Raw genomic sequence first — 25,939 nt, forward strand, 5'->3', positions numbered from 1 at the left:
TGGAACGGATGGGGAAGGTCCTAAAAGGATTGGTGGACTACGCGGCCGGCACTTAACGTGAGCCTTACCTCGGCGTCGAGGAGCCTTTCTATGTCCTGATCGGCTGGCCACGGGCTGGAGAGCATGCACAGGTCCGCGGCCATGCCAGGGACCAGCGCGCCTTTGAAATGTTCGGCATGGTCCTGCCACGCAGCGTGGATCGTCATGGCGGCAAGTGACTCAAGCCCAGTGATCCGCTCGGGATCATCAGGGTTTCCGGGCGTCGAGCGGGTGCCCCGACGGACCGCGGCAACAACTGTTCGCCGCCAGTCTGCGCTCGTTACGGGTGCATCGGAGGCCAGGTTGAAGCGCACGCCCGCTTCCACGGCCGAACGCAGTGGCTGGTGCCGTGAGAACCGTTCAGCACCCAAAACATGGCGCATCATGTCCCCGGCTTCCGCCCGGATCAACGGATTGGTGCTATATCCGATGCCGTGGCCGGCCATGACGGCCAGGGTGCCGGTGTCGCTGAAAGCCCCATGGATCACGTAGTGGCGGTTGGTGGCACTCCCCCTTGCAGCCGCCATGGCCTGGACGGCGACGGTTGTGGCGGCGTCCCCCGTAGCGTGCACGCCCGCCTGCAGCCCGGCGTCATCAATGAGCGCGAGGATCCTGCGCAGCTCCGCAACCCTCTCCTCATCGGTAGCGCCTTGGATCACCAGGCTGCCATGGTGGCAGTCCTTGCCATAGGGTTCGCTCATCCAGGCTGTGCCGCTGCGGGGAATCCCGTCGGCAAAGATCTTGACGCCGGCGATCCGCAGTTGTTCCGGATCAACGCCGCGGTTCAGGTAGGCCCCCGCCAGGCCGCTTCGCAGGCCCGCCTCGATCGCCTGGGCGTTGGCACCCCCGGTTCCCGCGAAGAGCATCAGGACGGTGATCCGCAGTGTCAGTTCATTCGATCCGGCGAGGTCACCCAATAACTCAAGTGCCGTCGTCGAGCCGGCACCGTCCATGAGTCCGGCGCTCGCCGGGCCCAGTCCGGGTTCGGTGAGCGAAGTGATGCCCAAGGCGTGCAGTTGCTGCTGCAATGCCAGGAGGGCTGGGCGCAGCACGGACGCTGGTACAGGTGGCATCTTCCGTGAAAGAAGTTCCATGGCGCCGTCCTGGAGCAGGCCTGTGGGGCTTCCGTCGGCTGCCCGGTCAACAACGCCGCCGTCCACGTCCATTGTCGCGGCGGTGATTCCTGCCCTTTTCAGCGCCTCCCGGTTTGCCATCAGCTGGTGTCCGGTGCTGTCAAAAGCCACCACGGGCGTGCCGGGCCGGCAATCGAGCAGGTTGCCGCTTGCTGTGCCGAGTACTGCCTCATCCCAACCATGGGCGCGGACCCAGCCGTCCTCCCCGGCAGGTGCAGCATCGATCAGGGCGGTTACGGCCGGCCAGTCCGGAGCCACTGCCGGGTCCAGGCGAAGATACCCAAAGGCAGCCATGGCCGCGGAAACGAAATGCAGGTGGGCATCGTTGATGCCCGGAATCACTGCCCCACCTGCCGCATCAATCACTTGCGTGCCCGGGCCAATGGACCGGCTCACTTCTTCACGGCCCAGCCCCGCAACACGGCCGTCCTTGACGGCGATGGCATCAGTCAGGCGGTGTGGTTCTGCCGGGTCCATGGTGTGGACCGAGGCATTCACGATCACCACGTCAGCGAAATCTTGCATCGGTTCTCCTCAAGTCACCGCATCCGAATGTGATGCAGACAACGTTCTGAAAAGAAGTATGTCGCTTGACTGGGTCACTTGACTAGGTTTTGACGTAAAATTTCTCTCAGAGGACTTTTCAGCCCCTCACGGCACGGCCAAAAGCCAGCCACGGCTGATAGCGCCTACGATCGATGAGACCGCTGGGTCGGCGACCCTGCAACAGGTGCAATGAACAACAGGAAGGTGGACGGATGGCCAGGGTTCCCGCCGAAGAGAGGCGGCTGCAGTTCGTCGAAGCAGCAGCCAGGGTAATCGCCCAGGACGGCCTGGCCTCAGCGACCACGCGCCGGATCGCCAGTGAGGCCGACGCCCCGCTAGCGGCTTTGCACTACTGTTTCCGGAGCAAGGACGAGCTTCTCGAAGAGGTATACAACTTCCTCAGCCGGGACTACGCCAAGGCGCTTGAGCCCGTAACCGACCCCGGCATGGGCCTGCGGCACATGGTGGGCGCCCACGCCCGACGCATCTGGAGCCGAATGCTGGAGAACCCCCACGAACAGGTCACCACCTTTGAACTGTTGCTGCGCCGATTTCGGGTGGAAGCGGACGACCAACCGCAGGCTTTGCTCATGAACCGCTCCATGTACGACGGATGGGTCAGGTCAACGCTGGACCTATTCCAGGGTGCTGCCCAGGCAGCAGGCGAACCTGTCCCCGCCAATCTTGAGGACATCACCCGGCTGTTCATTTCAGGCATAGACGGCATCAGCATGCAGCACCTGGCCGACCCCGACGAACAACGGTCAATGCGGCTGGTGGAACTCATGGCAGTCTCCCTCGCAGGAGCCCTTGACTACCCCTGAGGCCGGCGCTTCATCACAAGGAACGTGAGGACGCCCAGCACGAAGAGGCCGGCTGCCGCCCCCATGGAAACCACGAACGCCGCGCCGGAGCCCTGGGTCTCGGCCAATTGCCCGGCCAGGTAGGAGCCCAGTGCGGTGCCCGCCACGATTCCACTGGCGAGCGCCGTCATCACTGTCGCCATCCGGCCGGCAGGTGCCACCACGCCGCCGATGCTGAACACGGTGACCATCACCGGTCCCACAGGAATGCCAAGGACCAACAGCACCACGACCATTGGCCATATTCCTGCCGGGAGCAGCAAGAGCCACGACAGCACCGACATTGTCAGGGCGGCGGCTACCCAGCGCGCGGCCAGGCCGAACCGCTGCGGCCAGAAAGCGACAGACAACGCCGCAACCGCTGAGCTCAAGCCCATGACCGCGTACAGGAGACCGGCGATTTCGGCTGTTGCGTACTGCGCCGAGAACGCGCTCAAAGCGTTTTGGGTCGCGCCAAAGAAGGTGCCCATGCAGACCATGGCCAGCACCGGAACGGCAACCACGGCGCTGGCCCAGCGCTTACGCCGCTGTGGAACTTCTTCTCCGCTATGCCCAGCAGGAGGAACGACGCCGGCACTCGACTTTCGAGGGGCGGGCACCACAGCTTGTTGGCTGGGATGGACGGCAAAAGCAGGAACGAGGGTGATGGTCATGACAGCGGCCAGGGCAAGGGGTAACCAGGGGGCCACGATGCTCGCGAGGACGCCCACCAGGGCTGGCCCGAGGACGAACGTGATTTCGTCCGCGGTGCCCTCGTAGGACAGGGCAGTATCAAGATCGGCCCGGTTGGCGGCGACGCTCCTGCCCCCGCTGCCTGCCGCAGGCGAAAGATTGCGTGTGGTCAGCGCCATCCATCGGACCCTTGCCATGGGACCTACCTGGGGACAGCTCGCGCCGGCCAGGAACGCGGCGATGAGGACGCCGATGGCGTCACCCACCGATCCGTAGCCGGGAGTGAGGTAAGCCGCGGCAAGCAGTCCGGCGACAGCCAAGGTGTTGACGATAGCCGCCACGAGAAGCACGATGCGTTGGCCGGCGCGGTCGGCCAGGGAGCCCAGGACCGGAGCGCCCAAGGCCGAGCCAATACCAACCGCTCCAGCGGCCATGCCGCCGATCGCGTACGAATGACTGACGGCTGTCACCAGCGTCAAGGTGCCCACTGTCAGCATGGCCAGGGGAAGCCGGGCGAAGAGTCCCAAGGGCAGGAAGCCAGGGCCCGCCAGTTCGGGCAGCCGCGCGAAACGGCCTGGCAGACGTGAGGGACGCGCTGGCGCCAATGACAAAGGCTCGGAAGCCACAGAAGATTTTTCCATTAATCCGGGTTCGCTAAAGGGTGCGCATCGTCCCTCCTCCCGATGCGCGCGACCCGGTGTAACGGGTTAAGTCTATCGGATATGGGTCACGTGGGAACTACCTCGGCAATCCGCACACTGGACCCGTGGCGTCCCTTGACCACTTGGAGCTGACTGGTGATGCGCTGCTTCATTTCCGCAACGTGGCTGACCAGTCCGACGACCCGGCCTCCGTCGCGCAGTCCCTCCAAGGCGTCCATGACCTGCTCGAGCGCTTGCTCGTCGAGACTGCCGAAGCCTTCGTCGACGAACAGAGTTTCAATGTCCACTCCGCCGGCCTCATGCTGGACAACGTCCGCGAGCCCCAGGGCAAGGGACAGCGAGGCCATGAAGGATTCTCCGCCTGAGAGCGTGGAAGTGTCACGACGTTGGCCTGTCCACTCGTCAACTACTTCCAGTCCAAGGCCGGACTTTGCGCCCCGCGCAGCCTTGGCGTCGGTGTGCTGCAAGGTGTACCGGCCGTCGCTCATTGCAACGAGCCGCTCGGAAGCGGCGGAGGCCACCTGCTCCAAACGGGCGGCGAGGACGTACGTGTTCAGGCTCATCCGGTAACTGTTTTCCCCGGCTCCACGTGCGGTCTCAGCCAGCCCGGCCAGCATGCGGGCCTTCCTGCGCGGTTCCTCAGCAGCCTGGGCAAGGGCCTGGTACTCCACCCTGTAGCGGCGTACGGCTTCGGCGGACTTGCCCGCGAGCCCTGCGGCCAGGGCCGCGGACCGGGCATCCTCTGCGGCCTTGGAAGCATGGAGCCGTGCCTCTACGCGTTCGGATTCAGGCAGGGGAAGTTCGCCAATGCTGGCTTCCTTGGCTGCCAGGACCAGGTCTTCGCTGGCAAACAGCTCATCCAACTTTGCTGTTTCGGCATCGAAATCGGCGAGGTCCTGTTCGAGTCCAACCACGTCAGCGGGAGAGAGCAACTCGCGACGGGCTTCCTCAGCAGAACCAAATCCGGATTCAGGCAAGGCCCGCTCCAAGGCGGCCGCGGCCTCAACCATGACCTGCTGCGCACCTTCAAGCTCCTGGTCCCCATCAGCGGCCTCCTGAAGGAGGGCGCGCTCCCTGGACAGAGCTTCCAGACGTTCACGCAGGCTCGGGAAGTCCCCCGTTAGATCTGCCAGCTCAGCTTCCAAGGCATCACATTGCTCCTGAAGAAGCAGGACAGCCGAGGCCGCCTGCGCGGCGGCGCCGACAGACGCGGAGTGTTCTTCCTGCACCTGGGCCATCCGTTGACTGAGGGCCTCCCGCTCGGCCCGTAGCTCCGCCAGCAGGGTGGTCGCTTTACGGGCCTCCAGCGCAGCGGATTCAGCGGACTTAAGCTTGGCTTCAGCTTCGGCCATGTCAAGCGAACCACCCTGGGCCGCCAACCCGGCAACGACCTGGGCCACAGCGGAAACGTGCCCGGCCAAGTCCGCCAAGGCTTGCTCGCTGCTTTCAAAACGCTGCCTGGCTTCTTCCTCGTCCTGGGCCAAAGAGAGTGCCGAGCGCGCTGCTGCCGCAGGCTTCGGGTGGTCCTCACTGCCGCAGACAGCGCACGGCTTGCCGCTTTCCAACGCCAGGGCAAGCTCCCCCGCGGCGTTGGCGAGACGGAGTTCCCGGACATCAAGCCAGTGCTGACGAAGGTCCTGGGAGGCGGACCGTGCTTGGAGATGCTTCCCGGTGAGGGTGTCCAGCTCGGTGGCAGCCGCGGAGTAGCGGGCCACGATGCCTACCAGTTCGGCTGCTGATGCGGCGTCCCGCTCGCGGTCTGCCACATGGACAGCGAGGGGTTCCAGGGGCTCCATCCGTGAGTCAAGGGTGGCCGCTTCTTCGCGCAACGGATCCAACAGGGACGTTGCCTTGGCCGCAGCAGCCTGGTGGGTAGTCTCTTCAGTCCGCTTGGCAGCAAGGCGGCCCGCGATCTCTTCCATGCGTTGCTCGTCCGGCAACCGGGCCTGGAGGACCGCATGCGACGCCTTCGCAGCGTCCAGGGCCGCGGTGGGATCGTCGGCATCCACGCCTGCAGCCGCTAGTTTGCTGCGCGCCTTTGCCACCCGCCCAATGGCGGAATCGACCCTTCGTGCCGCGGAATCAACAGCCTCGAGCTGGCCACTGAGAACGGCAGCCCGACGGTGCTTTGCCAGCGCTTCCCTGTTCTCAAGCGCCCGGGGTGCAGCCAGTTCAGCCAGGATCCTTCGCTGCAAGGCGGCGGCGAGGCGAGCATGCCGCTGTGACTTCTCCTCGGCTTCCTGGAATTCTACGGCGTACCGGGCGGACTGCGATTCCGCTTCGCTGGCGGCGGCCTGCCGGCGTTTCCATTCAGCCTCAACTTCTTCTTCCACAGTGGCGAGCCAAGCCTCAGGGTCCTCGTTGTCAGCCCGGGGCGCGTCACCTGCTGTGAATGCGGGCCCTTCTTCGTCTCCCGGGGCTTCCTCCCCCGTGGCGCCGGAAACACCCAACTGTGCCTGCTCGGACGCAACCCTGTCCAGCAGCACCTGGAGCCCCGAAGAGTTCTCCCCAACCTGTTTGGCTGCTGCGGCCGCTTGCTGGGCGAGTTGCCGTTCAACGGCCTCGAACCGTTGAGTGCCGAACAATTTCTGGAGAAGGTCCAGGCGGTCGCTGGCCTTGGACCGCAAGAAGGCCGCGAAGTCCCCTTGGGGGAGCATCACTACCCGGGTGAACTGGTCCCGGTCCATCCCAAGGACATCGGAAAGCTCGGCACCTACCTCGTCATTCCTGGATGACTTTTCCTCCCAACTGCCTCCAACGCGTTCCCGGAGGAGCGTCTTGGCCTGCTGGGTTGTGTATCCATTGCGGCCACGCGCGCTGGGGCGTTCCCACGCGGGCGACCGGCTCACCTCAAAGCGCCGCCCACGTGCTGTGAATTCGCAGACCACGCGCGGTTCGACGCCGGGCGCTGCATGGTCGCTGCGAAGCCGCTTACCCTCCTGGCGGGCGCCGGGCACTGACCCGTACAAGGCGAAACAGATGGCATCGAGGATGCTGGTCTTGCCGGCACCGGTTGCGCCATTGAGCAAGAAAAGTCCCTGGGAGCTCAACTGGTCGAAGTCGATGTGCTGGGGCGTGGCAAACGGACCGAACGCTTCGATATCCAGGCGGTGGATTCTCACAGTTCCGCTTCCTCCAACCGAACGGCCTCAAGGGCTTCCCGCAGTGCAGCTTCTTCGGCCTCGCCTGCGGAACGGCCGCGGACATGGTCCAGGAAGCCGCAACAGACTCCGAGGTCGTCCTCAGCCTCCGCAAGCCGGGAGCTGTAGCTGGTCTTCGACCGGGCTTCAGCACCCTCGGGGTCGAAAGCCAGGACCAGGGTGTCCGGAAAACGGGTGCGCAGCCTCTCCATGGCCTGGGCGGGCCGCTGGGCATCCGTCAACGTTATTTGACAGTACGCAGCTTCAGCCCACGCATGCTCCGCTGACCCCAACAGGTCCTCAAGCTTTCCCCTCAACACTGCGAGTGTCCGGGGAGCCTCCCACAGGACTTCCTGAACGCCGGTCACGCCATCGGCGCCGATCTCCAGCAGCCAGGCGCCCTTGTGGTGCTTGGCTTCCGAGAACGAGTAGGCCAATGGCGAACCGGAGTACCTGACGTGGGGTACCAGTTCCTGCCGGCCATGAAGATGACCCAGGGCGGTGTACGAAAAATCTTCGAAGAGGTCCAGCGGGACAGCGCCCAGGCCTCCGATGCTTAGGTCCCTCTCGCTCTCCGAGGTGATACCACCACTGGCGAAAGTGTGGGCCAACACCACTGGATGAACCGGCCCGGCAAGGCGGCGACGCTCAACGTCGCGCTTGATGCGCTCCACCGCCGCTAGTGTGACCTCAAAGTGGTTGGCGTTGGGGGCCTCCAAACGCTCAGCCACCAGCCGCGGTTCAAGGAACGGGATGCCGTAAATGGCCACGTTGGCGGTGTTCCCGTCGCTGTCCACCCCTGCGGGCAAAATGACCGGTACGTCCAGGTCCTCTATCCGGGTTCGCAAATGCACTCCCCCGCGTTCCAACAACCGTGAAGCGAAACCCAGCCTGATCGCGGAGTCGTGGTTGCCGCTGGTGAGCACAACACTGGCCCCGGCCTGGGTAATGCGCACCAAGGCCTCATCCAGCAACTTGACGACGTCCAATCCAGGCAGCGCGCGATCATAGACGTCACCGGCAATCAGGACAACGTCAACGGACTTGGCTTCGACGAAAGACACCAGCTGGTCCACGAAGTTGCGCTGGGCATCAAGCATGCCAACGCCGTGGAAGGACCGGCCAAGATGCCAATCGGAAGTATGGAGTAACCGCATATTCTCAAGTTATCCGTGAGCACCGACAATAAAGCGGAGGCAAGCCGACCGCCGTCGATCCTGTCCGGCTGCTAGCCCTTCTTGCCGTCGAAAAAGTCGCGTGCATCATCTTCGGCTGCTGGAGTAGCCGGAGCCGGACGTGCGGATGCAATGCCGGCCTCCGGGTTTGCCTTCGCGTCACGGGTTTCTGCAACGTCCTCGGTCGGATCCCCTTCAGCATCGAAGGAATCGTTGACGCCGTCATCCGTGCTGGCCACGGAGCGTGTGTCGGTGGCCAGGTTGGCAGCAGAAAGTCCCTGGAATCCCCTGAAGGCGAGACCGGCGAGCGCGGCACCCATCAGCGGCGCCACCCAGAAGAGCCACAATCCATCCAACGCCCATGAAGGGCTGAAGAAGGCTTGCGCAGTGGCTCGTGCAGGGTTAAACGGGAGGTTGCCCAAGACCTGTCCGAACTGGAGCAGGACAGCCATGGCGAGGCCTACTGCGAACGGCGCCAGGGCCGGGAGTGCGCGGCGCCCCGCCGTCGCGCCAAGGAACACAGCCACCAGCAGTGCCGAACCGACAACTTCTACGAGAAGGACCCCTGCCATCTGGGTTTGGGCCGCGGCATGTTCGCCGAAACCCGCGGCGGCAGAGCCGAAGGCTGCGCGGGCGTCCGTCAGCACGGGAACAGTCAGCACCACGAAGTAGGCAAGGGCCGCACCCACAACACTGCCAACAACCTGGGCCACGATGTACGCAATCGCGGCCACGGCCCGGATGCGTCCCGCAATCAGGTTGCCCAAAGTGATCACTGGGTTGAAATGGCCACCGGAGACGTAGCCGAAAGCCAGCATGGCCACGGTCACAGTGAGGCCGGTCGCCAGCGCTGCGGGCAGCGGCGCCCCGGAAGGGTTGGAGAAGATCGACACACCCACGGCAACAAGCACGACGAACATGGAGCCCAGGGCCTCAGCCGACAGCCGGGCGATGAGTCCGGGCTGGGGGTCGGAAGTTGCTTGCACAGGAGAGGTCATGACGAGGTTGTCCTTACGGTTGGTGTGCAGGCCGGTATGGCCTGCCGCTGATCGCGCTGCACGGTGGCGTGCCCGTGGTTCGTCCGGAACGTCCGGAGTCCTTGAGCATCTTGCCAGCCGAATCTGGGCAGTTGCTGAATCCCGCCTCCGAGCTTATCCGCCCAAGGCTATCGCTGCGATTGCAGTGCCCCCGAGGCCCATCACTGCCAGCGTGCTGACCAGGACCAACCGGGCCGATGCCGCGTGGCTTCCAGCCTGGAGCTGGCGTGAGCGAACCCATACCACTGCGGCGAGGACTACCGTGGCCGCCGCGGCCATGAGCGCGCAAAGCCCTTGGTAGTCCAGCCCTGGCAGGCCGGCGACCACGTTGCCGGCGGCGGGCTCTGACGTCAGCCAGCTTCGCCAGATGAAAAGGTCCACCACCACCAGCGAAATCAGTGTGCGTCGCCATGCCAGCGTGGTGCGTTCGGGTTGCAGGCCAGGATCCCGGACTTCCACGCTCACGGTTCGGCCCTGCCCGATCCGCCCATACTCAACGTGCCACGAGGATCAGCACCGCAAAGGCGAATGCGGCTACGGCCACCACGATGGTCATGAACAGCATCACCCGGGAAAAAGGGAGGGCTTGGTCGTTGCGCATCGCGGCTTCCATCTGACCCCAGCGGCGATACGACAAGGCGGCCAGCCCGGCCCCGACAAGAGCCAGCAGGACGCACAAGACCAAGCGCACCGGTGTGGGGGCGATGTTGGGGGCGAGTTGGTCAACCGCAACCGCACCTGCGAGCAACGCCAGGGATGTTCGGATCCATGCAAGGAAGGTGCGCTCGTTGGCCAGCGAAAACCTGTAGTCAGGTGTCTTGCCTGTCCGTCGCCAAGCAGGTTCGCGCACGTTGTCTCTCCAGGGTTTCATCGGTGCCGGCAGCTTCCCCACCATACCAGCGGAGGTTCGCCGGCAAGGTAAGTTACTGGCATGAGTGTTGATGCTTCCTCCCCAGCCGTTCCATCCTTCGAATCCCGGGTTTACGGCTCGCTTTTGGGTGGCGCCTTGGGTGATTCCCTGGGCTATGAGGTGGAGTTCGATTCCCTTGCCGCCATTCGCGCACGGTTTGGGCCGCACGGCCTGACCTCGTTCACGCAGCTCGACGGCGGCAGCCACTTTTCGGACGACACCCAGATGACGCTGTACACGGTTGACGGGCTCGTTGAAGCCCTCGAATGGGCGAACGACGGTGTTGCCGCGGACGAGATCGCCTGCCTTTGGCTTGCCTACCTGCGTTGGCTCGGGACCCAGGATGTCGCTGTTTCGTCCTCCGCCCCCGCGCCCCAGCCGCGGTGGATCGACTCCCAGGACGTCCTGAAGCATCGCCGCGCCCCGGGAAACGCCTGCCTTAGCGGCCTGGCTACCGGCGATATGGGAACCGTGGCAAGGCCGGTCAACCCGGACTCCAAGGGATGCGGCACGGTGATGCGCTCAGCCCCGTTCGGGCTCATCCCCCACATCTCCCGTGAAGCCGTCTACAAGCTCAGCTCCGACGCCGCCTCGTTGACCCACGGACACCCCTCGGCACGACTCAGCGCGGCCGCCTTCAGCCTGCTGATCCACAACATCGTGTCAGGGAGCGGCATCCGCAGTGCCGCCGTCGACGCCCTTGAGTATGTCAACGCTGTTCCCACCAAAGCAGCCGAGCTAAGTGAACGGTTGGATGCGGCCTTGCAATTGTCCGCGGAGTCCCCCACTTTGAGTCCCGAAGAACTGACGGCGGTACTCGGTGCGGGGTGGGTGGCTGAAGAAGCACTCGCCGTTGGGCTTTATGCCGTTCTGTCCACGGCTGGCAGTGAACCGGCAGAACATTTCCGCAGCGCGATCGCTGCGGCCATCAACCACAGCGGCGATAGTGACTCCACCGGATCCATCGCCGGCAACATCCTCGGCGCTTATTACGGCGAAGCCTGCCTGCCTGCGGATTGGCTGGAGGCTTTGGAAGCTCCGGAGGTCATCCGCGGCATGGCCGACCGGCTTCTCGCCGTCACCACCGGCTGACAGCGGGCTGGGTGCGGCGAAGCGTGATGTTGTTGCAGGCCTCGCACACATCCGCCGGGATAAGGCCCAGGCGCTGCAGGAAACCAAAAATCGCGCACCCCAGGCAGAAGCCGGCAAGAGCCTCCAGTGAGGCCGCAACGATCAGCAAAGCGAGCAAAATCCAGGCAGCTGGCTGGAAGCCAGCGAAGAACAGGACGACGGCGGCGCTCGTCAACGCGGCCCCGATACCTTGCGCGAAGCGCTTGGGGGGACCGGCGACCAGCTTGGCGTGCCCTATCCGCGGAGCCAGGACCTTGACGGACAGCAGGGCCAGCGGGGAAATCCGCGGACCAAAAAGCACGCGGAGCCAGAAACCTGCGGCGAGGGCAACCAACCCCCAGCCCCAGCCGGTCACCAACGTCACGACAGCGAGCACCACAACAAGCCCAGCGGTGATCCGGGCGGCGTACTCGTTGACGGGATTGGGAAAGGCAAATACTGCGCGCCAATCAATCCCACCGCTATCGGGAGTGTCCGCGGCTTGGCGGGCCGGCGCTTGGGGAAAGCTTGGCTTGGTCATGAACCAAGGCTAGGAGCGCTGCTCCACCGACGGGAAGCAATATTGCGCCGTGTGACCCCCAGCCGGTCAGGCGCCGCCCACCATCTGCAGGAACTCGCCCTCGGAGACCACCTCGATCTGCTGTCCCTTGGCGTGGAGCTCAAGGACCCGTTTTGCCTTGCCTGTAAGTCGTCCTGCCCGCAGGTCTCCAGCCACGAAACCGTCTCCGACAATCAACACGGTGGTTCGGGCAGTCACGCGGCTTTCAGGGCGGGCACCCATGTCCGCGGCCCGGGATTTCGCTTCGGGCCGTGTGATGGCGAGATCGCCAGTGAAGACCACTGTCTGGCCGTAAAGCGGGTGTCCCGGCTCGGCCGCGGGGTTGGGCAGCGGGTTGGGGCCCTCCTCCGGCCATGCCGACCAACCGCTTGGACCACCCAGGGTCCCTTCCAGCACCCTCTCCAGGGAACTGCCGCTCTTTGCGGCCAACGCGGACACGGTGGCTTTGGACAGGCCCAACGCGGGATCGAACGCCGGTTGATGGGGCAGGTTCAGCCCCAGGGAAAGATAGAGTTCGGCGATGCTGTTGGCATTGTTGCGCCGGGCTATGTCCACCAGGATGCCTGCGCACGCGCGGGCATCCTCAGCTGCGTCGTGGTGGTTCACCAACGGCACTCCGGCTTCCTCGGCCGCATAAGGCAGCGAGTTGGACACCAGCGAATAGCATCGGCGGGACAGCATGACGGTGCACACGTAGTGGTAAGCGGGCCCCGGAAGACCGGAGACTTCCAAGCCCGAGCGAATGACACCGAGGTCGAAAGCCGCGTTGTGGGCGGCAAGTACGTCGCCACCGATGAAAGCCCCGATTTCGGGGAAGAGCTCCCCAAACCGCGGGCGCCCCAAGACATCTTCAGCGCGGATACCGTGGATCCGTGTGTTGTGGAACTCGAAATGATCGTGGTTCTCGGGCGGGCGCATCAGCCATGAGGCTTCCTCCACCACAACCCCGTTACGGACCTTGCTGAGTCCTACTGAACACGGGGACCCCCTGAAGCCGTTGGCTGTTTCAAAGTCGATCGCCGTAAAGTCCAATGCCACTGGTCAAGATTACAGCCGGAAAAGGCCGCCCCTGTCGATTTGGGCGGCGGGGCGGCCTTTCCATGGGGGATTGTGGTGAAGACAACGTCACGGCGCAGCGTTGGACAGGTTCCCGCCAACCCCAATGTGTCGCAAGGGCTCCAAGGCGGACGAAGGAGCTGTCCCCTGGCCTTTCGGAAATTTCCGCTGGCGGGCTTCAAGTAGGCTTGATGGGTGATCTTTACTGCGATTAGCGATATGGCCGTATCCACTTTCGGGGGCGCGGGCCCAGTGCAGCCGGCCATGGCGTCGTTCCTGCCGGACTGGTTGAACCCCGACGTCTTCCTGCGCGACTCACCGCTGGGACCCTGGGTGGTTCTGCTGGTCTGCGCCATCGTATTCGCTGAGACCGGGTTGCTGGTGGGCTTCTTCCTGCCCGGCGACTCCATGCTCTTCACAGCCGGGCTGTTGGTGTCAACAGGAGCCATTGAGTTCAACCTTTGGGGCATGTGTGGCCTGATCATCGTCGCGGCCATCCTGGGTAACCAGACCGGTTACCTCATCGGAGCGAAAGCCGGGCCGGCGATCTTCAACAAGCCCGATTCCCGGCTGTTCAAGAAGGAAAACGTCGAAAGCGCCCACGCCTTCTTCGAGAAGCACGGTGGCAAAGCGCTGATCCTGGCCAGGTTTGTGCCGATCATCCGCACCTTCGTGCCGGTCATCGTCGGCGTGGCCCAGATGGACAAGCGCAAGTTCTTCCTCTTCAACGTCATTGGGGCCGTGCTGTGGGGCGGCGGGGTTACCCTCCTCGGTGCATGGCTTGGCCAGTTTGATTGGGTTGGCAAGAACATCGACATCATCTTCATCGTCATCGTGCTGATCTCCGTTATTCCGATCCTCATCGAGGTGGGCCGCGGATTCGTCGCCAAGCGCAAGGCAGCCGCCCAGGGAACCGATCCCGTGGAGGAATTCATCGAAGAGCACGACGGCGGCAAAACCGGCGAGCACTAAAGCCGCCGGGCGTTCCGCCCAAGCAAGCGAAAAACGAATGGCACCCCGCCGCGCGGGGTGCCATTCGTTGTCTCAGGTCCGGGCCTACTTCAGCCGCGGGAGCCTGACAGTGCGTCCACGATGGCCGGCAGCAACGCCCGGAACGCCTGGCCGCGATGGCTGATGGCGTTCTTTTCCTCAGAGCTGAGTTCGGCACAACTGCGGTCCATTCCGGCGGGTTGCAGCACGGGGTCGTAGCCGAATCCACCCTGGCCCCGGGGTTCCCGCAGCAGCGTCCCCTCAAGCTGGCCGTACTCCACTGTTTCATGGCTAATGCCATCCGCGCCGGGCACTGCCAACGCCGCAGCGCAGACAAAGGCCGCTCCACGGAAGGAATCGGGAACGTCCGAGAGCTGCGCCAACAAGAGGTTCAGGTTGGCAATGTCATCGCCGTGCCGCCCGGACCAGCGTGCAGAGAAGATACCCGGGGCTCCGCCCAGGACATCCACGGCCAGGCCGGAGTCATCGGCAATGGCCACCAGGCCGGTAGCCTCCGCCACCGCGCGGGCCTTCAACAAGGAGTTCTCCGCAAAGGTGACACCTGTTTCGGCGACGTCCGGGGCACCCGCCGCAGCGGCGTCCACCACCTGCGTGTCGACGTCGAGCCCTGGCACCTGGCCCCGAAGAAGTTCACGCAGTTCCTTCAGTTTGCCCTTGTTGTGGGTGGCCAGCACCAGCCGGGGCGCGCCTGCCTCCGCGGCGCTCACGGAGCTTCCGCCAGCGTTTCGCGCTGGATGGCCGAAAGCTGCGTGGTGCCCAGCAGGGCAAGGTCCAGGAGGGCGTTGAGTTCGTCGCGATCGAACGGTGCGCCCTCAGCGGTGCCCTGCACTTCGACGAACTTGCCGGAACCGGTCACCACCACGTTCATGTCGGTCTCCGCGCGAACGTCTTCAACGTACGGCAGGTCCAGCATGGGCACGCCGTCGATGATGCCCACGGAAACGGCCGCAATGGTATCCACCAGGGGCTCGGCGTTGCGGGCAATGAGCTTGTTCTCCCGGGCGAAGCGGATGGCTTCCGCCAGGGCAACGTAAGCGCCGGTGATCGCGGCCGTCCGGGTACCGCCGTCGGCCTGGAGGACATCGCAGTCCAGGACGATCGTGTTCTCGCCCAGTGCCTTGGTATCGATGATGGAGCGAAGGGAACGGCCGATCAGGCGCGAGATTTCGTGGGTGCGTCCACCAATCTTGCCCTTGACCGACTCGCGGTCGGATCGGGTGTTGGTGGCGCGGGGAAGCATGGCGTACTCGGCCGTGACCCAACCGCGGCCTTCTCCCTTGAGCCAGCGCGGCACGCCCTCAGTGAGCGAAGCGGTGCACAGTACCCGGGTGTTGCCGAACTCGATCAGCGCCGATCCCTCGGCCTGCTTCGACCAGCCGCGGGTAATGCTGATGGGGCGCAGTTGGTCGGGGGTCCGGCCATCGGCGCGGATGACGGGTGTGGCTGTTGCTTCAGAAGTCATGCTCCAAGCTTAGCCAAGCCAACCGGGCGCCCGATGCCGGCCACCCTAGATCGTGTAATGCACCCCGGCAACAGCCACAGCAACGTCCCCGGCAAAGACCGGCTTGGCCTCCGAGAGCACTTTGGTCTGCGAAGTCCACACGGGAATGTGCGTGAGCAGCAGCCGTTTGGCCCCTGCGTGGGTAGCGGCCTCGCCGGCCCGCTTGCCGGTGAGGTGGACGTCCTTGATGTCATCGTCCCGGCCCTCCTCGAAGGCCGCTTCGCAGAGGAACAGGTCCGAACCCTTGGCCGCGTCCTCGAGCCCCTGGCAGGAATCAGTGTCGCCGGAGTAGGTCAGGACCTTGGTAACCGGGACGCCGTCCTTGCCCGGTTCCGTAGCGGTAACACGCAAAGCATATGCCTCTTCAACCGGGTGGTTGACCGCATAGGGCGTGACGGTGAAAGGACCCACAGTCACGGGCTTCTGTTCGGCCCAGTTGGTGAAGTCGAACTCTTCGTGCATCCCAGGGTCCAGGTCCAGCCCATAGGCTGTCGCCATCCGGTCTGCGGTAGCTGCAGGCCCCCACACGGGAAGCCTGTCACGGCCCCAACCGCCTGGCTTCCAGCGGACGGCGACATGCAGGCCGCAAAGGTCCATGCAGTGGTCCGGGTGCAGGTGGGTCAGGAAAATCGCGTCAATATCCTCAAGGTCCGTGTAGCGCTGGATTGCGCCCAAGGCTCCGCTGCCCAGGTCCATGACAATTTTCCACTCGCGTTCGCCATCGTGAGCCGTCACCAGATAACAGGACGCGGGCGAACCGGGGCCCGGGAAAGATCCGGTGCACCCCACGATCGTCAGTTTCACAGGCCACGTCCCATGGCCGCACCCGAGCCGGTAGTGGCGTTGCCCTCAGGCTGCACGAAGTAGGAACGTCGGGACAATCCGGCTCCCGATCGGGCAGCCTCCAGCATCTCGGGGGTAATCCGGGCCAGGCTCCCCGTGGGGTACTGCGCTGCAACGTGGTCCACGTGCTTTACGGAAAGCACTTCAGGTCCCAGGAACCGGCGGGCCAGGGTTTCGAAATGTGCGGCATCTCCCGTGGCGATGAACTCGTGGCTGGGCGCGGTAGGCTCCGTCCGTTGGATGCCGTGGTTGGCCAACGCACGGTAGACATCCTTGGCCGTCTCTTCAGCGCTGGAAACGAGCGTCACGTCTTCACCCATGACGAAGGAGATGACCCCGGTCAGCAAAGGGTAGTGCGTGCACCCCAAGACAACGGTGTCCACGCCGGCGGCTTTGAGCGGCTGCAGATACTCGTTGGCAGCCGACAGAAGATCCGGGCCGGTGGTAATTCCGGCTTCCACGAATTCAACGAATGCCGGGCAGGCCGCGGACGTGATGGTCAGGTCCGGTGCAGCAGCGAACGTGTCCTCGTAGGCACGGGAACCCACCGTAGCCGAGGTGCCAATAACGCCGATCCTGCCGGAGCGGGTGGCTGAGACGGCCCGGCGAACAGCCGGCTGGATGACCTCGATAACAGGGATACCGTAACGGGCCGTGTAGCGTTCACGGGCGTCCCGGAGCACGGCAGCGGACGCCGAATTGCACGCAATGGTGAGCAGCTTGACGCCGGAGTCAACCAGTTCGTCCATGACGCCCAGGGCGTTCGCCCGCACTTCGGCTATCGGAAGCGGACCGTAGGGGCCGTTGGCGGTGTCCCCTACATAAAGGATCGACTCGTTGGGGAGCTGGTCAATGATCGACCGCGCCACGGTCAACCCGCCAACTCCGGAGTCGAAGATGCCGATCGGGCGCGCCCCTACGATTTCCCCGTCGCTGAGGTGGTCGCCACTGGCTGAAGCGCCGCTTGGTGAACTGCCCGATGCTGAAGTCATAATTATTCGAGAATAAGGCTTCCCATGGCGTCCGGCCATTACCTGTGGTCTCCGCCTCGTGTCTGATGTGTCACAAGGCGGCAGCACCAACCCACGGGGCGGATCAGGATTTCGCCTGCCTGGCGGAGATCATGGCCTGCACCAGGGACTCCTGGAGCCACGTGGTGAAGTTATAGACCAAGGCCAAATAGCTCTCCACGTCCTCCGCCTGGCTCCAGTCCTGCATGCTGTGGATGTGCTCCGCGTCAGCCTCATCGCGGATGTCCAGGCGTTCGGACAGAACAAGCCGCACATCATTCAGTGCCATGGACCAGCGGGTGGCATCTTCGAGGGTCAGGACCAGTTCGTCCTTGTCCAGTCCCATGGCGGTGGCCCGCAGGGCACCGACCTTGCTTTCCCGGACAGAGCGTTCGGTGAGCTGCCGGAACTCCAGCGAGCCGTCGTCGTCGTCCTTCAGGACATTGGGCAGAAGCCGTAAAAGGGCGCGGTCGCTGGGCTGCTTGACGTCCATGTCCAGGCCGATCAGGGCCGCCAACGGATCCTCGTTGTCCCGGGCATCCGAGTCCAGCATGGAGATGACGTCGTCCAACAATCCGCGCAGAAGGTCCCGCTCGGCTGGCTCCAGGTATCCAGTGATGCCCTTGAGTCCAAACTTGAATGCCTTAGCCACTCTGGCGGCCGCCCTTTCCGGGTGTCTCATTGCCGCTAGCAGCCTTCTCCACGGTGGCCCAGAGGCCAAACCCATGCATCGCCACCGCGTGCTGCTCTACTTGTTCCTTGCTGCCGTGGGCAACAATGGACCGGCCCTTCTTATGGACCTCCATCATCAGTTTGTGCGCCTTGGACTCCGAATAGCCGAAGTAACTCTGGAACACATAGCTCACGTAGCTCATCAGGTTGACGGGATCATTCCAGATCACAAGGTTCCAAGGGATATCAGGGGCTGTCAGGACACCGGTGGATGACTGCTCCGCAGTTTCCGTCCGCTCATCGATGTCCGTGCCAAACGCAACGCTAGGGCTCATCTGTCCATTCTATGGCGGCTCGCACTAGAGTGAATTCGTGAGTAGAGCCACGTCGTGGGACCACCCCGCAACCTCCTTGTACACAGACCACTACGAACTGACCATGCTTCAGGCAGCCTTGCACTCCGGGGCCGCACATCGCCGATCAGTGTTCGAAGCCTTCGCCCGGCGGCTGCCTGACGGTCGCCGCTACGGTGTGGTGGGCGGCACGGGACGCCTGCTGGAGGGCATCGCCGACTTCCGCTTCGGGAAGGCCGAGCTGGAGTTCCTGGAGCAAAACAACGTGGTCAACCAGGAAACCCTGGACTACCTCGCCAATTACAAGTTCAGTGGCGATATCTGGGGCTACGCCGAGGGCGATGCCTACTTCCCCAACTCCCCCATCCTCATTGTCGAATCAACGTTCGCCGAAGCATGCATCCTGGAAACATTCATCCTTTCCGTCCTCAACCATGACAGTGCCATCGCCTCCGCCGCCTCGAGGATGACATCGGCGGCGGGCACCCGCCCGTGCATCGAGATGGGATCCCGGCGGACCCAGGAGGAATCAGCGACGGCGGCCGCCCGCGCCGCTGCTATCGCCGGCTTTGCCAGCACCTCCAACCTGGAGGCCGGGCGCCGCTACGGCATCAAGACAGTAGGCACCGCTGCCCACTCCTTCACGCTCCTGCACGACACGGAGCGGGAAGCCTTCGAAGCCCAGATCGCGACTTTTGGCCCTGGAACCTCGCTGCTCGTCGATACTTACGACGTCGAAGCCGCCGTGCGGACCGCCGTCGACCTCGCCGGTGACAAGCTGGGCGCGGTGCGCCTGGACTCCGGCGACCTCATCGCCCAGGCGCAGTGGGTCCGGCAATTGCTCGATGACCTGGGCAACGTCAATACCCGCATTGTGGTGACCTCCGACCTCGACGAATTCGCCATCGCCGCCCTGCAGTCCGCCCCCGTGGACTCCTATGGGGTAGGCACATCCCTCGTCACCGGCTCGGGTGCCCCGACAGCCAGCATGGTCTACAAACTGGTGAGCCGCACCAACGACGACGGCGAGTTCATTCCGGTGGCCAAGGCCGCCAAGAACAAAGCCAGCGTTGGGGGCCGCAAATACGCGCTTCGCAAGCTCAACGAACGGGGCCGGGCAACCCAGGAAATCGTGGGGATCGGCCACCGCCCCGAGGACGACGGAAACGACCGCCAGTTGCTCCAGCATTTCGTCAAGAACGGCGAGGTACTGCCCGGTTGGACCGGACCGGAAGGCGTCATCCGCGCCAAGGAACGGCACGCGGCAACCATGGCCGAACTTCCCGCCGTCGTGAACCGGCTGCAGCGTGGCGAACCTGCCATTCCCACCATCTACGAGGAGAACTGATGTCCAGGGCCCTGATCATCGTCGATGTCCAGAACGACTTCTGCGAGGGCGGCACCCTTGCTGTCGACGGAGGCGCAGCCGTAGCCGGCGCCATCACCGAATACGTCGACGCCAACCAGCAGCACTTCGATCACATTGTGGCAACCCAGGACTGGCACATCGAGCCCGGGGCCCACTTTTCGGACGAGCCCGACATGGTCGATTCATGGCCTCCGCACTGCCGGGCAAGGACCAAAGGGGCTGAGCTCCACGAGGACCTGGACCCGGAATACATCCAGGCCTACTTCCGCAAAGGGCAGTTCACGGCTGCCTACTCCGGCTTCGAAGGCATTCTGGCACCCGAAGACGACGTCCCCTCCGGCGACCTCAAAGCAGGGGCCGCGGTGACCGAAGTGCTGGATGAAGAAGCAATCGGCCTGGATGACTGGCTGCAGAGCCACGATGTCGAGGAGGTGGTGGTGGTAGGCCTCGCGACCGACTACTGCGTCAAGTCCACAGCCTTGGACGCTGTCCAGGCCGGGTACACCACTACAGTCATCGCAGACCTCACGGCAGGTATCGCCGAGGACCTCACCGAGGCGTTCGAGGAGATGGAAGCGGCCGGCGTCGAGGTTGAACGCAGCTGACCCTGTACGCCCGGTACGCCAAAGGGCGCCGCAACCGCGGCGCCCTTTGGCGTATTCACTGAAAGTTTGGGCCGGCTACTTCCGGCCTATGAACCAGTCCTGGAGTTTACGCAGTCGGGCCTGCAGCTGTTCCTCATTGGCCTGTGCCACCGCCGGGCCGCCACACACTTCCCGCAGCTTGGTGTGGACCACTCCGTGCGGCGTTCCCGTTCGGGCGGACCACGCGGCCACGTTCTTGGCCAGTTCGTTCCTCAGGTCCATGAGCATGCGGTGGTCCGGGATCGCCGGCGAAGCGGCTGCCGCCAAGGGCGACTGGCGTTTCTTGCGGGACTGCTGTTCGTGCTGGCGCTGACGCAACAGTGTGCCCACCTGCTCGGCGTCGAGAAGCCCGGGGATGCCCAGGAAGTCCAATTCCTCGTCGGAACCGATATCGGCCCCCGTACCGAACTCGCCGCCGTCGAACAGGACGCGGTCAAAGGAGGCCTGCGAGTCCAGTGCTTCGAATTTGCCCTTGGTGAGCTCATCCGAGGCCTTATCCTCGCGGTTGGCCTCGGCCATAAGGTTCTCCTCAGGGCTGAAGAGTCCGTCATCGTCCTTCTCTGGACGGTCAAGGGCGTGGTCGCGTTCCGCTTCCATGGTGTTGGCAAGGATCATCAACGGCGGCACTGAAGGCAGGAATACCGACGCCGTTTCGCCCCTTTTGCGGGCACGCACGAAGCGGCCCACGGCCTGGGCGAAGAACAGCGGGGTGGACGTCGAGGTGGCGTAGACACCCACCGACAGGCGCGGAACGTCCACGCCTTCGGACACCATCCGAACCGCGACCATCCAGCGCTTGTCGCCCGCGGAGAATTCTTCGATCTTGCTGGATGCCTTGGAATCGTCGGAAAGAATCACGGTGGGCGACTGGCCAGTGATCTTCTTCAGCTGGCCCGCGTAGGCTCGCGCGTCGTCGTGGTCCGTGGCGATCACCAGGCCACCAGCGTCAGGAACTGTCCGCCGGACCTCTCCCAGGCGCTTGTCCGCGGCAGCCAGGACGGCGGGGATCCACTCCCCCGTAGGGTTCAGGGCCGTCCGCCAGGCCTGGGACGTGATGTCCTTGGTCACGGCGGCTTCACCCAGCGAAGCCGCCATCTCGTCGCCCGCGCTGGTCCGCCAACGCATCTGGCCCGAGTAGGCCATGAACAGGACGGGTCGAACCACGTGGTCCCGCAAGGCGTTGCCGTAACCGTAGGTGTAGTCGGCTTTGGAACGGCGAATGCCGTCGCGGTCCTCGGCATACTCAACGAAGGGGATGGGGGATGTATCCGAGCGGAACGGGGTACCCGTCAGGGACAACCGCTTCGTCGCAGGATCAAACGCCTCACGAAGTCCGTCACCCCATGACAGGGCTTCACCGCCATGGTGGATCTCGTCCAGGATCACCAAGGTGCGTGCTGCTTCAGTCTTTGCGCGGTGCAGCATGGGCTTGCTGGCCACCTGTGCGTAGGTGACAGCCACCCCAACGAAACCGCGGCCGTGCTGGCCGTCGGAATTCTTGAAGTTGGGATCGATGGCGATACCGACCTTGGCTGCGGCGTCCGCCCACTGCCGTTTCAAGTGGTCCGTGGGCGCCACGATGGTCACGCGGTTAACCACTCCGCTGTCCAGCAGCGTGGTGGCGATGCGCAGCGCGAAAGTGGTCTTTCCTGCGCCGGGTGTTGCCACGGCAAGGAAGTCCTTGGGGTTGCGCGACATGTAGAGATCCAACGCCTCCTGCTGCCAGGCACGAAGCTTGGGCGCAGTGCCCCAGGCGGCGCGCTCCGGATACGCGGGAGGCAGCGAGGGGCCACCAAAGAGTGTTTCGGTCATGCTGATTCCCCCCGCATGCTGGCAGCGTCAGAGACGCCCTGCTTTCCGGACACGCCGCAGCGGTCCGGAAAGCGGAAACGATCAGATTGGGCCTGTGTTTGCTTCCCGCCCACTACTTGGAGTTGTCCGGGCCGCCGTTTTTTCCACCATCGTTGCCGGGGCGGAGGCCTTCGTAAATCTCTTTGCACTCCGGGCACACCGGGAACTTCTGGGGATCACGTCCCGGCGTCCACACCTTGCCGCACAAAGCGATCACAGGTTCACCGGTCAACGCCGATTCCATGATCTTTTCCTTGCGGACGTAGTGCGAAAACCGCTCGCGGTCGCCGGGCTCCACTTCCTGGCGCGTTTCCTCGCGCTCGATGGTGGCAGTGGACGTTCCGGCTCCGGAAAGCTCGCGCATGGGGTCGTTTTCGAATGGATCCGGAGGAAGCGTAGTCATGCCAAACATCTTACCGTCTACAGGCCCTGCCACTCCGGCTTGTTGTCGTACGTGTGCCGATAGTAGTCCGCCAATTTGAGTGAGGACGCGGCAGCCTCATCCACCAGGATGGTGGCATGCGGATGCATCTGGAGGATGGAAGCGGCGCAGATGGCAGCGACCGGGCCTTCCACGAAGTCACGGACAGCCTGCGCCTTTTGGGCGCCGGTAGCCACCAGCACCACGTGGCGGGCATCCATGATGGTTCCAAGGCCTTGGGTAACCACGTGGTGGGGTACGTCGTCGATGCTGTCGAAGAAGCGTGCGTTGTCCTTGCGGGTCTGCTCGATCAACGTTTTGATGCGGGTGCGGGAAGCCAACGAAGAGCCCGGCTCATTGAAGCCGATGTGGCCGTCCGTTCCCACGCCAAGGATCTGCAGGTCCACACCGCCCACGGCCTTGATCGCATCCTCATACGCTTGGCACGCCGCTTCAAGGTCTGCAGCGGCGCCGTCCGGACCATGGACGTTCTCCGGCTTGATGTTCACACGGTTGGTGAACTCGCGGCGGATAACCTCCCGGTACGACTCAGGATGGCCGGCTTCGAGGCCAACATACTCATCCAATGCGAAACCGTGGGCCTGGCTGAAGTCCAGTCCGCCGGCGTCGTAACGGCTCGCCAGTTCGTCATAGATGGGCAGTGGCGACGATCCTGTTGCCAAGCCCAGCACGGCGTTCGGCTTACGGCGCACCAGCGCCTCGATGGCGTCGGCAGCGAGCGCACCGATCTGCTTGGTGCCAGGGAGAATGACAACTTCCATCGTCACGGCCTTTCTTGTTAAGGGTCTTCGAGCTATCTTTCACAGAGGTTATCCCATGTCCCATCTATGGGCATGGTTGTTACGGAATCAGCGGTTCACGCTGAGCTGGGCAAACATTTCGGGCCCGCGGGCGTCCAACCATTTTCCGCCAAGGCGCACGCCAACCACGAAGAGGACCATCCCCAACAACGGACCCACCGCCAGGTTGATCCAGCCAGCCTCGGTACCACCGCTGAAAGCCTGGACAGCCACCAGCGCCAACTCAGGCAACAGCAGAAGGCCCAGGAGGCCCATCCCCACTGCCTGCACGGCCAGGGTCTGGGCAACGTTTCCCGGTGGCTTCTTGAAGGGGCTGTCTCCCGGCAACGGAACGGCTATGTTGTAGCGGGCCGAAATCACCGAAGATAGTCCCAGTCCGGTGAAAAGCGTGCCCAGCGAAAGGCCCAGGAGGTTCGGCAACCATTGCCAGTCCCCAGTGACGAACAACGGTGCGACGGTGAAGAGCAAGACAACGGGAAGCGAGATGGTCAGGCAAGCCAAGGCACGCCCCAGACGGTCATCAAGGCCGCGGACTCCAGCGGCAAGATGGAGGGCAAATGCCGTGTTGTCATACGAGACATCAGCGCAAATCGACCATGCCATGGTGAAGGCCGTCAACGGTCCGAGGATCATCAGCAGGCCGTAGCCACCGCTTTGCGAGCCGGCAAAAAAGAAGAGGACCGGGAACAGCGGAACAATCACCAAGGATGCCGCGTACCTGGGGTCCTTGAACCAGTAGATCAAAGCACGTGCCGCAACTGCACCCGACGGCGTCCCCGGAAGAAGGCCGAACAGTCCAAGCTTTCCGCCCTTTTTCGCCGAACCTCCGGAATACGGCGGAGTGACCAACGCACGCTGCAGCAACAGGTGCCAGCATAGAAGCAGGGCAGCGATGGTGGCCACCGAGATCAGGAGCTTAATGCCGGCAGCAACAGCATCGCCCGCCTCAAGATCTCCACCCAAGGACCACGGAGCGCCAAAAGGCGTCCAGGACACCGTCCGGGCCAGCGCCGGAAGATACTCCGCGCTCCCCCGAACGCCATCAACTATCCCCACCATGATGGGACCCAGCAGCACCAGGGGGATAAAGACGATGATGCTGCTGACATCCTTGAAACGCCGTGAGGACGCCAGGCCAGCTGTGGCCGTGGTGACCACCTTGGACAGCACCACGCAGGTGACAGCGCCAAGGACCGCGCCCAACAGCGCCCCTGATACGGCCGGGACGCTCCTCCACCAGGTCCCGACAGTCCCAAGGGCGGCAATCAGCGTGGCCAGTCCCGGAATACCAATGAATCCTGCAAGCGCCAGGCCAGTCAGCAGCTGCCTTGGCGGAATCGCGAAAGTGGTGAAGCGTGCGGGATCCAACGTCATGTCAGCTGCCGAAGCGACCAGCGGAATGATGGCCCATCCCAGCACAGTGACCGCGCCGCCCAGCACAACGACGGTGTGCGCGATCCCGGCATCAGCCCAGCGCAGCGCCACCAGGCCACCCACAAGAAGGGACAGAACGCCCAGCGCGTAGAGCAAACCGAGGGCCATGCCCACCAACTGCCAGGGACTGCGCTTGAAGCCGTTGAGCAGCAAACGCCACTTCAGGCTTAGAAGGTGCGCAACCATTCCAGCCCCTCCGTCCTGTGTCCGCCGCCCACCAGCTGAACGAAACGCTCCTCCAAGGTGGAACCAGCACGGACTTCGTCCACGGAACCGGCCGCCAGCACCCGACCGCCGGCAACCACAGCGACGTGGCTGCACATGCGCTGCACCAGGTCCATCACGTGGCTGGACACGATGACCGTGCCACCGGAAGCCACGTAGCTTTCCAGGATGCCGCGGATGTTGGCGGCTGAGACTGGATCCACCGATTCGAACGGCTCGTCAAGGACAAGAAGGCGCGGGGCATGGATGAGCGCCGAGGCGAGGGCGATCTTTTTCGTCATGCCGGCCGAGTAGTCCACCACCAACGTGCCGGCATCGGCCTGCAGGTCAAGGGCGGCCAGCAACTCAGGGACACGGGTGCCAACAACGTCCCTGTCCATGCCGCGCAGCAGGCCCGAGTAGGTCACCAACTGCTCGCCCGTGAGGCGGTCGAACAAGCGCACACCATCAGGAAGGACACCCATGAGCTTCTTGGCCTCGAGGGGTTTGGTCCAGACATCCACGCCGTGCACCAACGCCGTCCCAAAGTCAGGCCGAAGCAAACCGGTGGCCATGGACAGGGTGGTGGTCTTGCCCGCACCGTTCGGACCGACCACTCCATAGAACGAACCGGCAGGCACTTCGAGGCTCACGCCATCGACCGCGATCTTTTCGCCGAAACGCTTGGCCAGGCCCCGAATAGAGAGGGCGGCAAGGGCGCCCCCCGCTGGAGAACCACCCGATCCAAGCGGCGCGGCGCTGGACTGTGGTGGCTGGCTTGCTTGCGGCCCGGGAGCGTGCGGTGAAGTGGATGTGGGCGTGGGTTCATGGCGTGGTTCCGTCATGTGACCAGCCTAACCTCGCTCACGTGTACCTGCCGGG

General features: G+C 64.0%; 25 protein-coding genes. 5 read left to right on the forward strand and 20 right to left on the reverse strand.

The features are described 5' to 3' along the window. Positions 1-20: 20 nt before the first annotated feature. The gene (locus J2Y68_RS14455; protein WP_309994456.1) at positions 21-1,697 is read right to left on the reverse strand and encodes an amidohydrolase; all 1,677 of its coding nucleotides are present in this window, start codon (positions 1,695-1,697) and stop codon (positions 21-23) included. 233 nt (positions 1,698-1,930) lie between these two features. Between J2Y68_RS14455 and J2Y68_RS14460 the strand changes: the two genes are divergently transcribed. Then, positions 1,931-2,542, forward strand: a complete 612-nt coding sequence (locus J2Y68_RS14460; protein WP_309994457.1) for a TetR/AcrR family transcriptional regulator — start codon at positions 1,931-1,933, stop codon at positions 2,540-2,542. On the opposite strand, the gene J2Y68_RS14465 is transcribed toward J2Y68_RS14460, so the two are convergent. The 6 genes from J2Y68_RS14465 to J2Y68_RS14490 form a co-directional block, all read right to left on the reverse strand. Further along, positions 2,533-3,894, reverse strand: coding sequence for an MFS transporter (locus tag J2Y68_RS14465; RefSeq protein ID WP_309994458.1), 1,362 nt, complete (start codon positions 3,892-3,894; stop codon positions 2,533-2,535). The genes J2Y68_RS14460 and J2Y68_RS14465 overlap by 10 nt on opposite strands. Before the next feature lie 86 nt (positions 3,895-3,980). Beyond that, positions 3,981-7,037, reverse strand: coding sequence for an SMC family ATPase (locus J2Y68_RS14470; RefSeq protein WP_309994459.1), 3,057 nt, complete (start codon positions 7,035-7,037; stop codon positions 3,981-3,983). Continuing rightward, entirely contained in the window at positions 7,034-8,212 is a 1,179-nt protein-coding gene (locus tag J2Y68_RS14475; protein WP_309994460.1) for an exonuclease SbcCD subunit D, read from the reverse strand. The genes J2Y68_RS14470 and J2Y68_RS14475 overlap by 4 nt, the downstream gene beginning before the upstream one ends. A 71-nt stretch (positions 8,213-8,283) precedes the next feature. Continuing rightward, complete coding sequence (locus J2Y68_RS14480) at positions 8,284-9,228, reverse strand: MIP/aquaporin family protein (RefSeq protein WP_309994461.1); 945 nt, start codon at positions 9,226-9,228, stop codon at positions 8,284-8,286. A 153-nt stretch (positions 9,229-9,381) separates the two neighbouring features. Further along, positions 9,382-9,732: a DUF202 domain-containing protein gene (locus J2Y68_RS14485; protein WP_309994462.1), complete on the reverse strand. Its 351-nt coding sequence runs from the start codon at positions 9,730-9,732 to the stop codon at positions 9,382-9,384. Between the two features lie 28 nt (positions 9,733-9,760). Next, positions 9,761-10,117 carry a YidH family protein gene (locus J2Y68_RS14490; protein WP_175538584.1) on the reverse strand — a complete coding sequence of 119 codons (357 nt, stop codon included), beginning with the start codon at positions 10,115-10,117 and terminating at the stop codon, positions 9,761-9,763. A gap of 81 nt (positions 10,118-10,198) precedes the next feature. Between J2Y68_RS14490 and J2Y68_RS14495 the strand changes: the two genes are divergently transcribed. After that, positions 10,199-11,269, forward strand: a complete 1,071-nt coding sequence (locus J2Y68_RS14495; protein WP_309994463.1) for an ADP-ribosylglycohydrolase family protein — start codon at positions 10,199-10,201, stop codon at positions 11,267-11,269. Here the strand turns inward: J2Y68_RS14495 and J2Y68_RS14500 are convergent. Both J2Y68_RS14500 and J2Y68_RS14505 read right to left on the reverse strand, forming a co-directional pair. Beyond that, a complete protein-coding gene (locus J2Y68_RS14500) occupies positions 11,256-11,828 on the reverse strand; it encodes a DUF4395 domain-containing protein (protein ID WP_309994464.1) in 573 nt (190 codons plus the stop codon). The genes J2Y68_RS14495 and J2Y68_RS14500 overlap by 14 nt on opposite strands. 66 nt (positions 11,829-11,894) lie before the next feature. Continuing rightward, positions 11,895-12,905 carry a 3'-5' exonuclease gene (locus J2Y68_RS14505; RefSeq protein ID WP_309994465.1) on the reverse strand — a complete coding sequence of 337 codons (1,011 nt, stop codon included), beginning with the start codon at positions 12,903-12,905 and terminating at the stop codon, positions 11,895-11,897. Positions 12,906-13,133: 228 nt separating this feature from the next. Here J2Y68_RS14505 and J2Y68_RS14510 point away from each other — a divergent pair, with 228 nt between their 5' ends. After that, positions 13,134-13,895, forward strand: a complete 762-nt coding sequence (locus J2Y68_RS14510; protein WP_309994579.1) for a DedA family protein — start codon at positions 13,134-13,136, stop codon at positions 13,893-13,895. An 89-nt stretch (positions 13,896-13,984) separates the two neighbouring features. Here the strand turns inward: J2Y68_RS14510 and rdgB are convergent, their stop codons facing one another. From rdgB to clpS, 6 genes are all read right to left on the reverse strand, one after another. Beyond that, a complete protein-coding gene (gene rdgB / locus J2Y68_RS14515; protein ID WP_309994466.1) occupies positions 13,985-14,641 on the reverse strand; it encodes an RdgB/HAM1 family non-canonical purine NTP pyrophosphatase in 657 nt (218 codons plus the stop codon). Beyond that, on the reverse strand, positions 14,638-15,396 hold the full coding sequence (gene rph, locus J2Y68_RS14520; RefSeq protein WP_011775233.1) for a ribonuclease PH: 759 nt from the start codon (positions 15,394-15,396) through the stop codon (positions 14,638-14,640). Before rph ends, rdgB begins: the two co-directional genes overlap by 4 nt. A gap of 45 nt (positions 15,397-15,441) precedes the next feature. Beyond that, the gene (locus J2Y68_RS14525) at positions 15,442-16,239 is read right to left on the reverse strand and encodes an MBL fold metallo-hydrolase (RefSeq protein ID WP_309994467.1); all 798 of its coding nucleotides are present in this window, start codon (positions 16,237-16,239) and stop codon (positions 15,442-15,444) included. Then, the gene (gene murI, locus J2Y68_RS14530; protein ID WP_211711569.1) at positions 16,236-17,309 is read right to left on the reverse strand and encodes a glutamate racemase; all 1,074 of its coding nucleotides are present in this window, start codon (positions 17,307-17,309) and stop codon (positions 16,236-16,238) included. The genes J2Y68_RS14525 and murI overlap by 4 nt, the downstream gene beginning before the upstream one ends. Before the next feature lie 64 nt (positions 17,310-17,373). Beyond that, positions 17,374-17,940, reverse strand: coding sequence for a DUF2017 domain-containing protein (locus J2Y68_RS14535; RefSeq protein ID WP_211711568.1), 567 nt, complete (start codon positions 17,938-17,940; stop codon positions 17,374-17,376). Further along, positions 17,933-18,295 (reverse strand): ATP-dependent Clp protease adapter ClpS, encoded by a 363-nt coding sequence (clpS, locus tag J2Y68_RS14540; protein ID WP_211711567.1) that lies wholly within the window; start codon positions 18,293-18,295, stop codon positions 17,933-17,935. Before clpS ends, J2Y68_RS14535 begins: the two co-directional genes overlap by 8 nt. Positions 18,296-18,332: 37 nt before the next feature. On the opposite strand from clpS, the gene J2Y68_RS14545 reads away from it, so the two are divergent. Both J2Y68_RS14545 and J2Y68_RS14550 read left to right on the forward strand, forming a co-directional pair. Beyond that, positions 18,333-19,661 (forward strand): nicotinate phosphoribosyltransferase, encoded by a 1,329-nt coding sequence (locus J2Y68_RS14545; RefSeq protein ID WP_309994468.1) that lies wholly within the window; start codon positions 18,333-18,335, stop codon positions 19,659-19,661. Then, positions 19,661-20,287, forward strand: coding sequence for an isochorismatase family protein (locus J2Y68_RS14550; RefSeq protein ID WP_309994469.1), 627 nt, complete (start codon positions 19,661-19,663; stop codon positions 20,285-20,287). The genes J2Y68_RS14545 and J2Y68_RS14550 overlap by 1 nt, the downstream gene beginning before the upstream one ends. 75 nt (positions 20,288-20,362) lie before the next feature. Here J2Y68_RS14550 and J2Y68_RS14555 read toward each other — a convergent pair whose 3' ends face one another. The 5 genes from J2Y68_RS14555 to J2Y68_RS14575 form a co-directional block, all read right to left on the reverse strand. Beyond that, positions 20,363-22,138, reverse strand: a complete 1,776-nt coding sequence (locus tag J2Y68_RS14555; RefSeq protein WP_309994470.1) for a DEAD/DEAH box helicase — start codon at positions 22,136-22,138, stop codon at positions 20,363-20,365. Between the two features lie 112 nt (positions 22,139-22,250). Next, entirely contained in the window at positions 22,251-22,589 is a 339-nt protein-coding gene (locus tag J2Y68_RS14560; RefSeq protein WP_211711563.1) for a DUF3039 domain-containing protein, read from the reverse strand. Between the two features lie 8 nt (positions 22,590-22,597). Continuing rightward, positions 22,598-23,380, reverse strand: a complete 783-nt coding sequence (nagB, locus tag J2Y68_RS14565; protein ID WP_309994471.1) for a glucosamine-6-phosphate deaminase — start codon at positions 23,378-23,380, stop codon at positions 22,598-22,600. An 87-nt stretch (positions 23,381-23,467) separates the two neighbouring features. Then, positions 23,468-25,039: a transporter gene (locus J2Y68_RS14570; protein WP_309994472.1), complete on the reverse strand. Its 1,572-nt coding sequence runs from the start codon at positions 25,037-25,039 to the stop codon at positions 23,468-23,470. Continuing rightward, the gene (locus J2Y68_RS14575; protein WP_309994473.1) at positions 25,021-25,902 is read right to left on the reverse strand and encodes an ABC transporter ATP-binding protein; all 882 of its coding nucleotides are present in this window, start codon (positions 25,900-25,902) and stop codon (positions 25,021-25,023) included. Before J2Y68_RS14575 ends, J2Y68_RS14570 begins: the two co-directional genes overlap by 19 nt. Positions 25,903-25,939: the final 37 nt, after the last annotated feature.

The sequence above is a fragment of the Paenarthrobacter nitroguajacolicus genome (assembly GCF_031455195.1).
Taxonomy (GTDB): Bacteria; Actinomycetota; Actinomycetes; order Actinomycetales; family Micrococcaceae; genus Arthrobacter; species Arthrobacter nitroguajacolicus_D.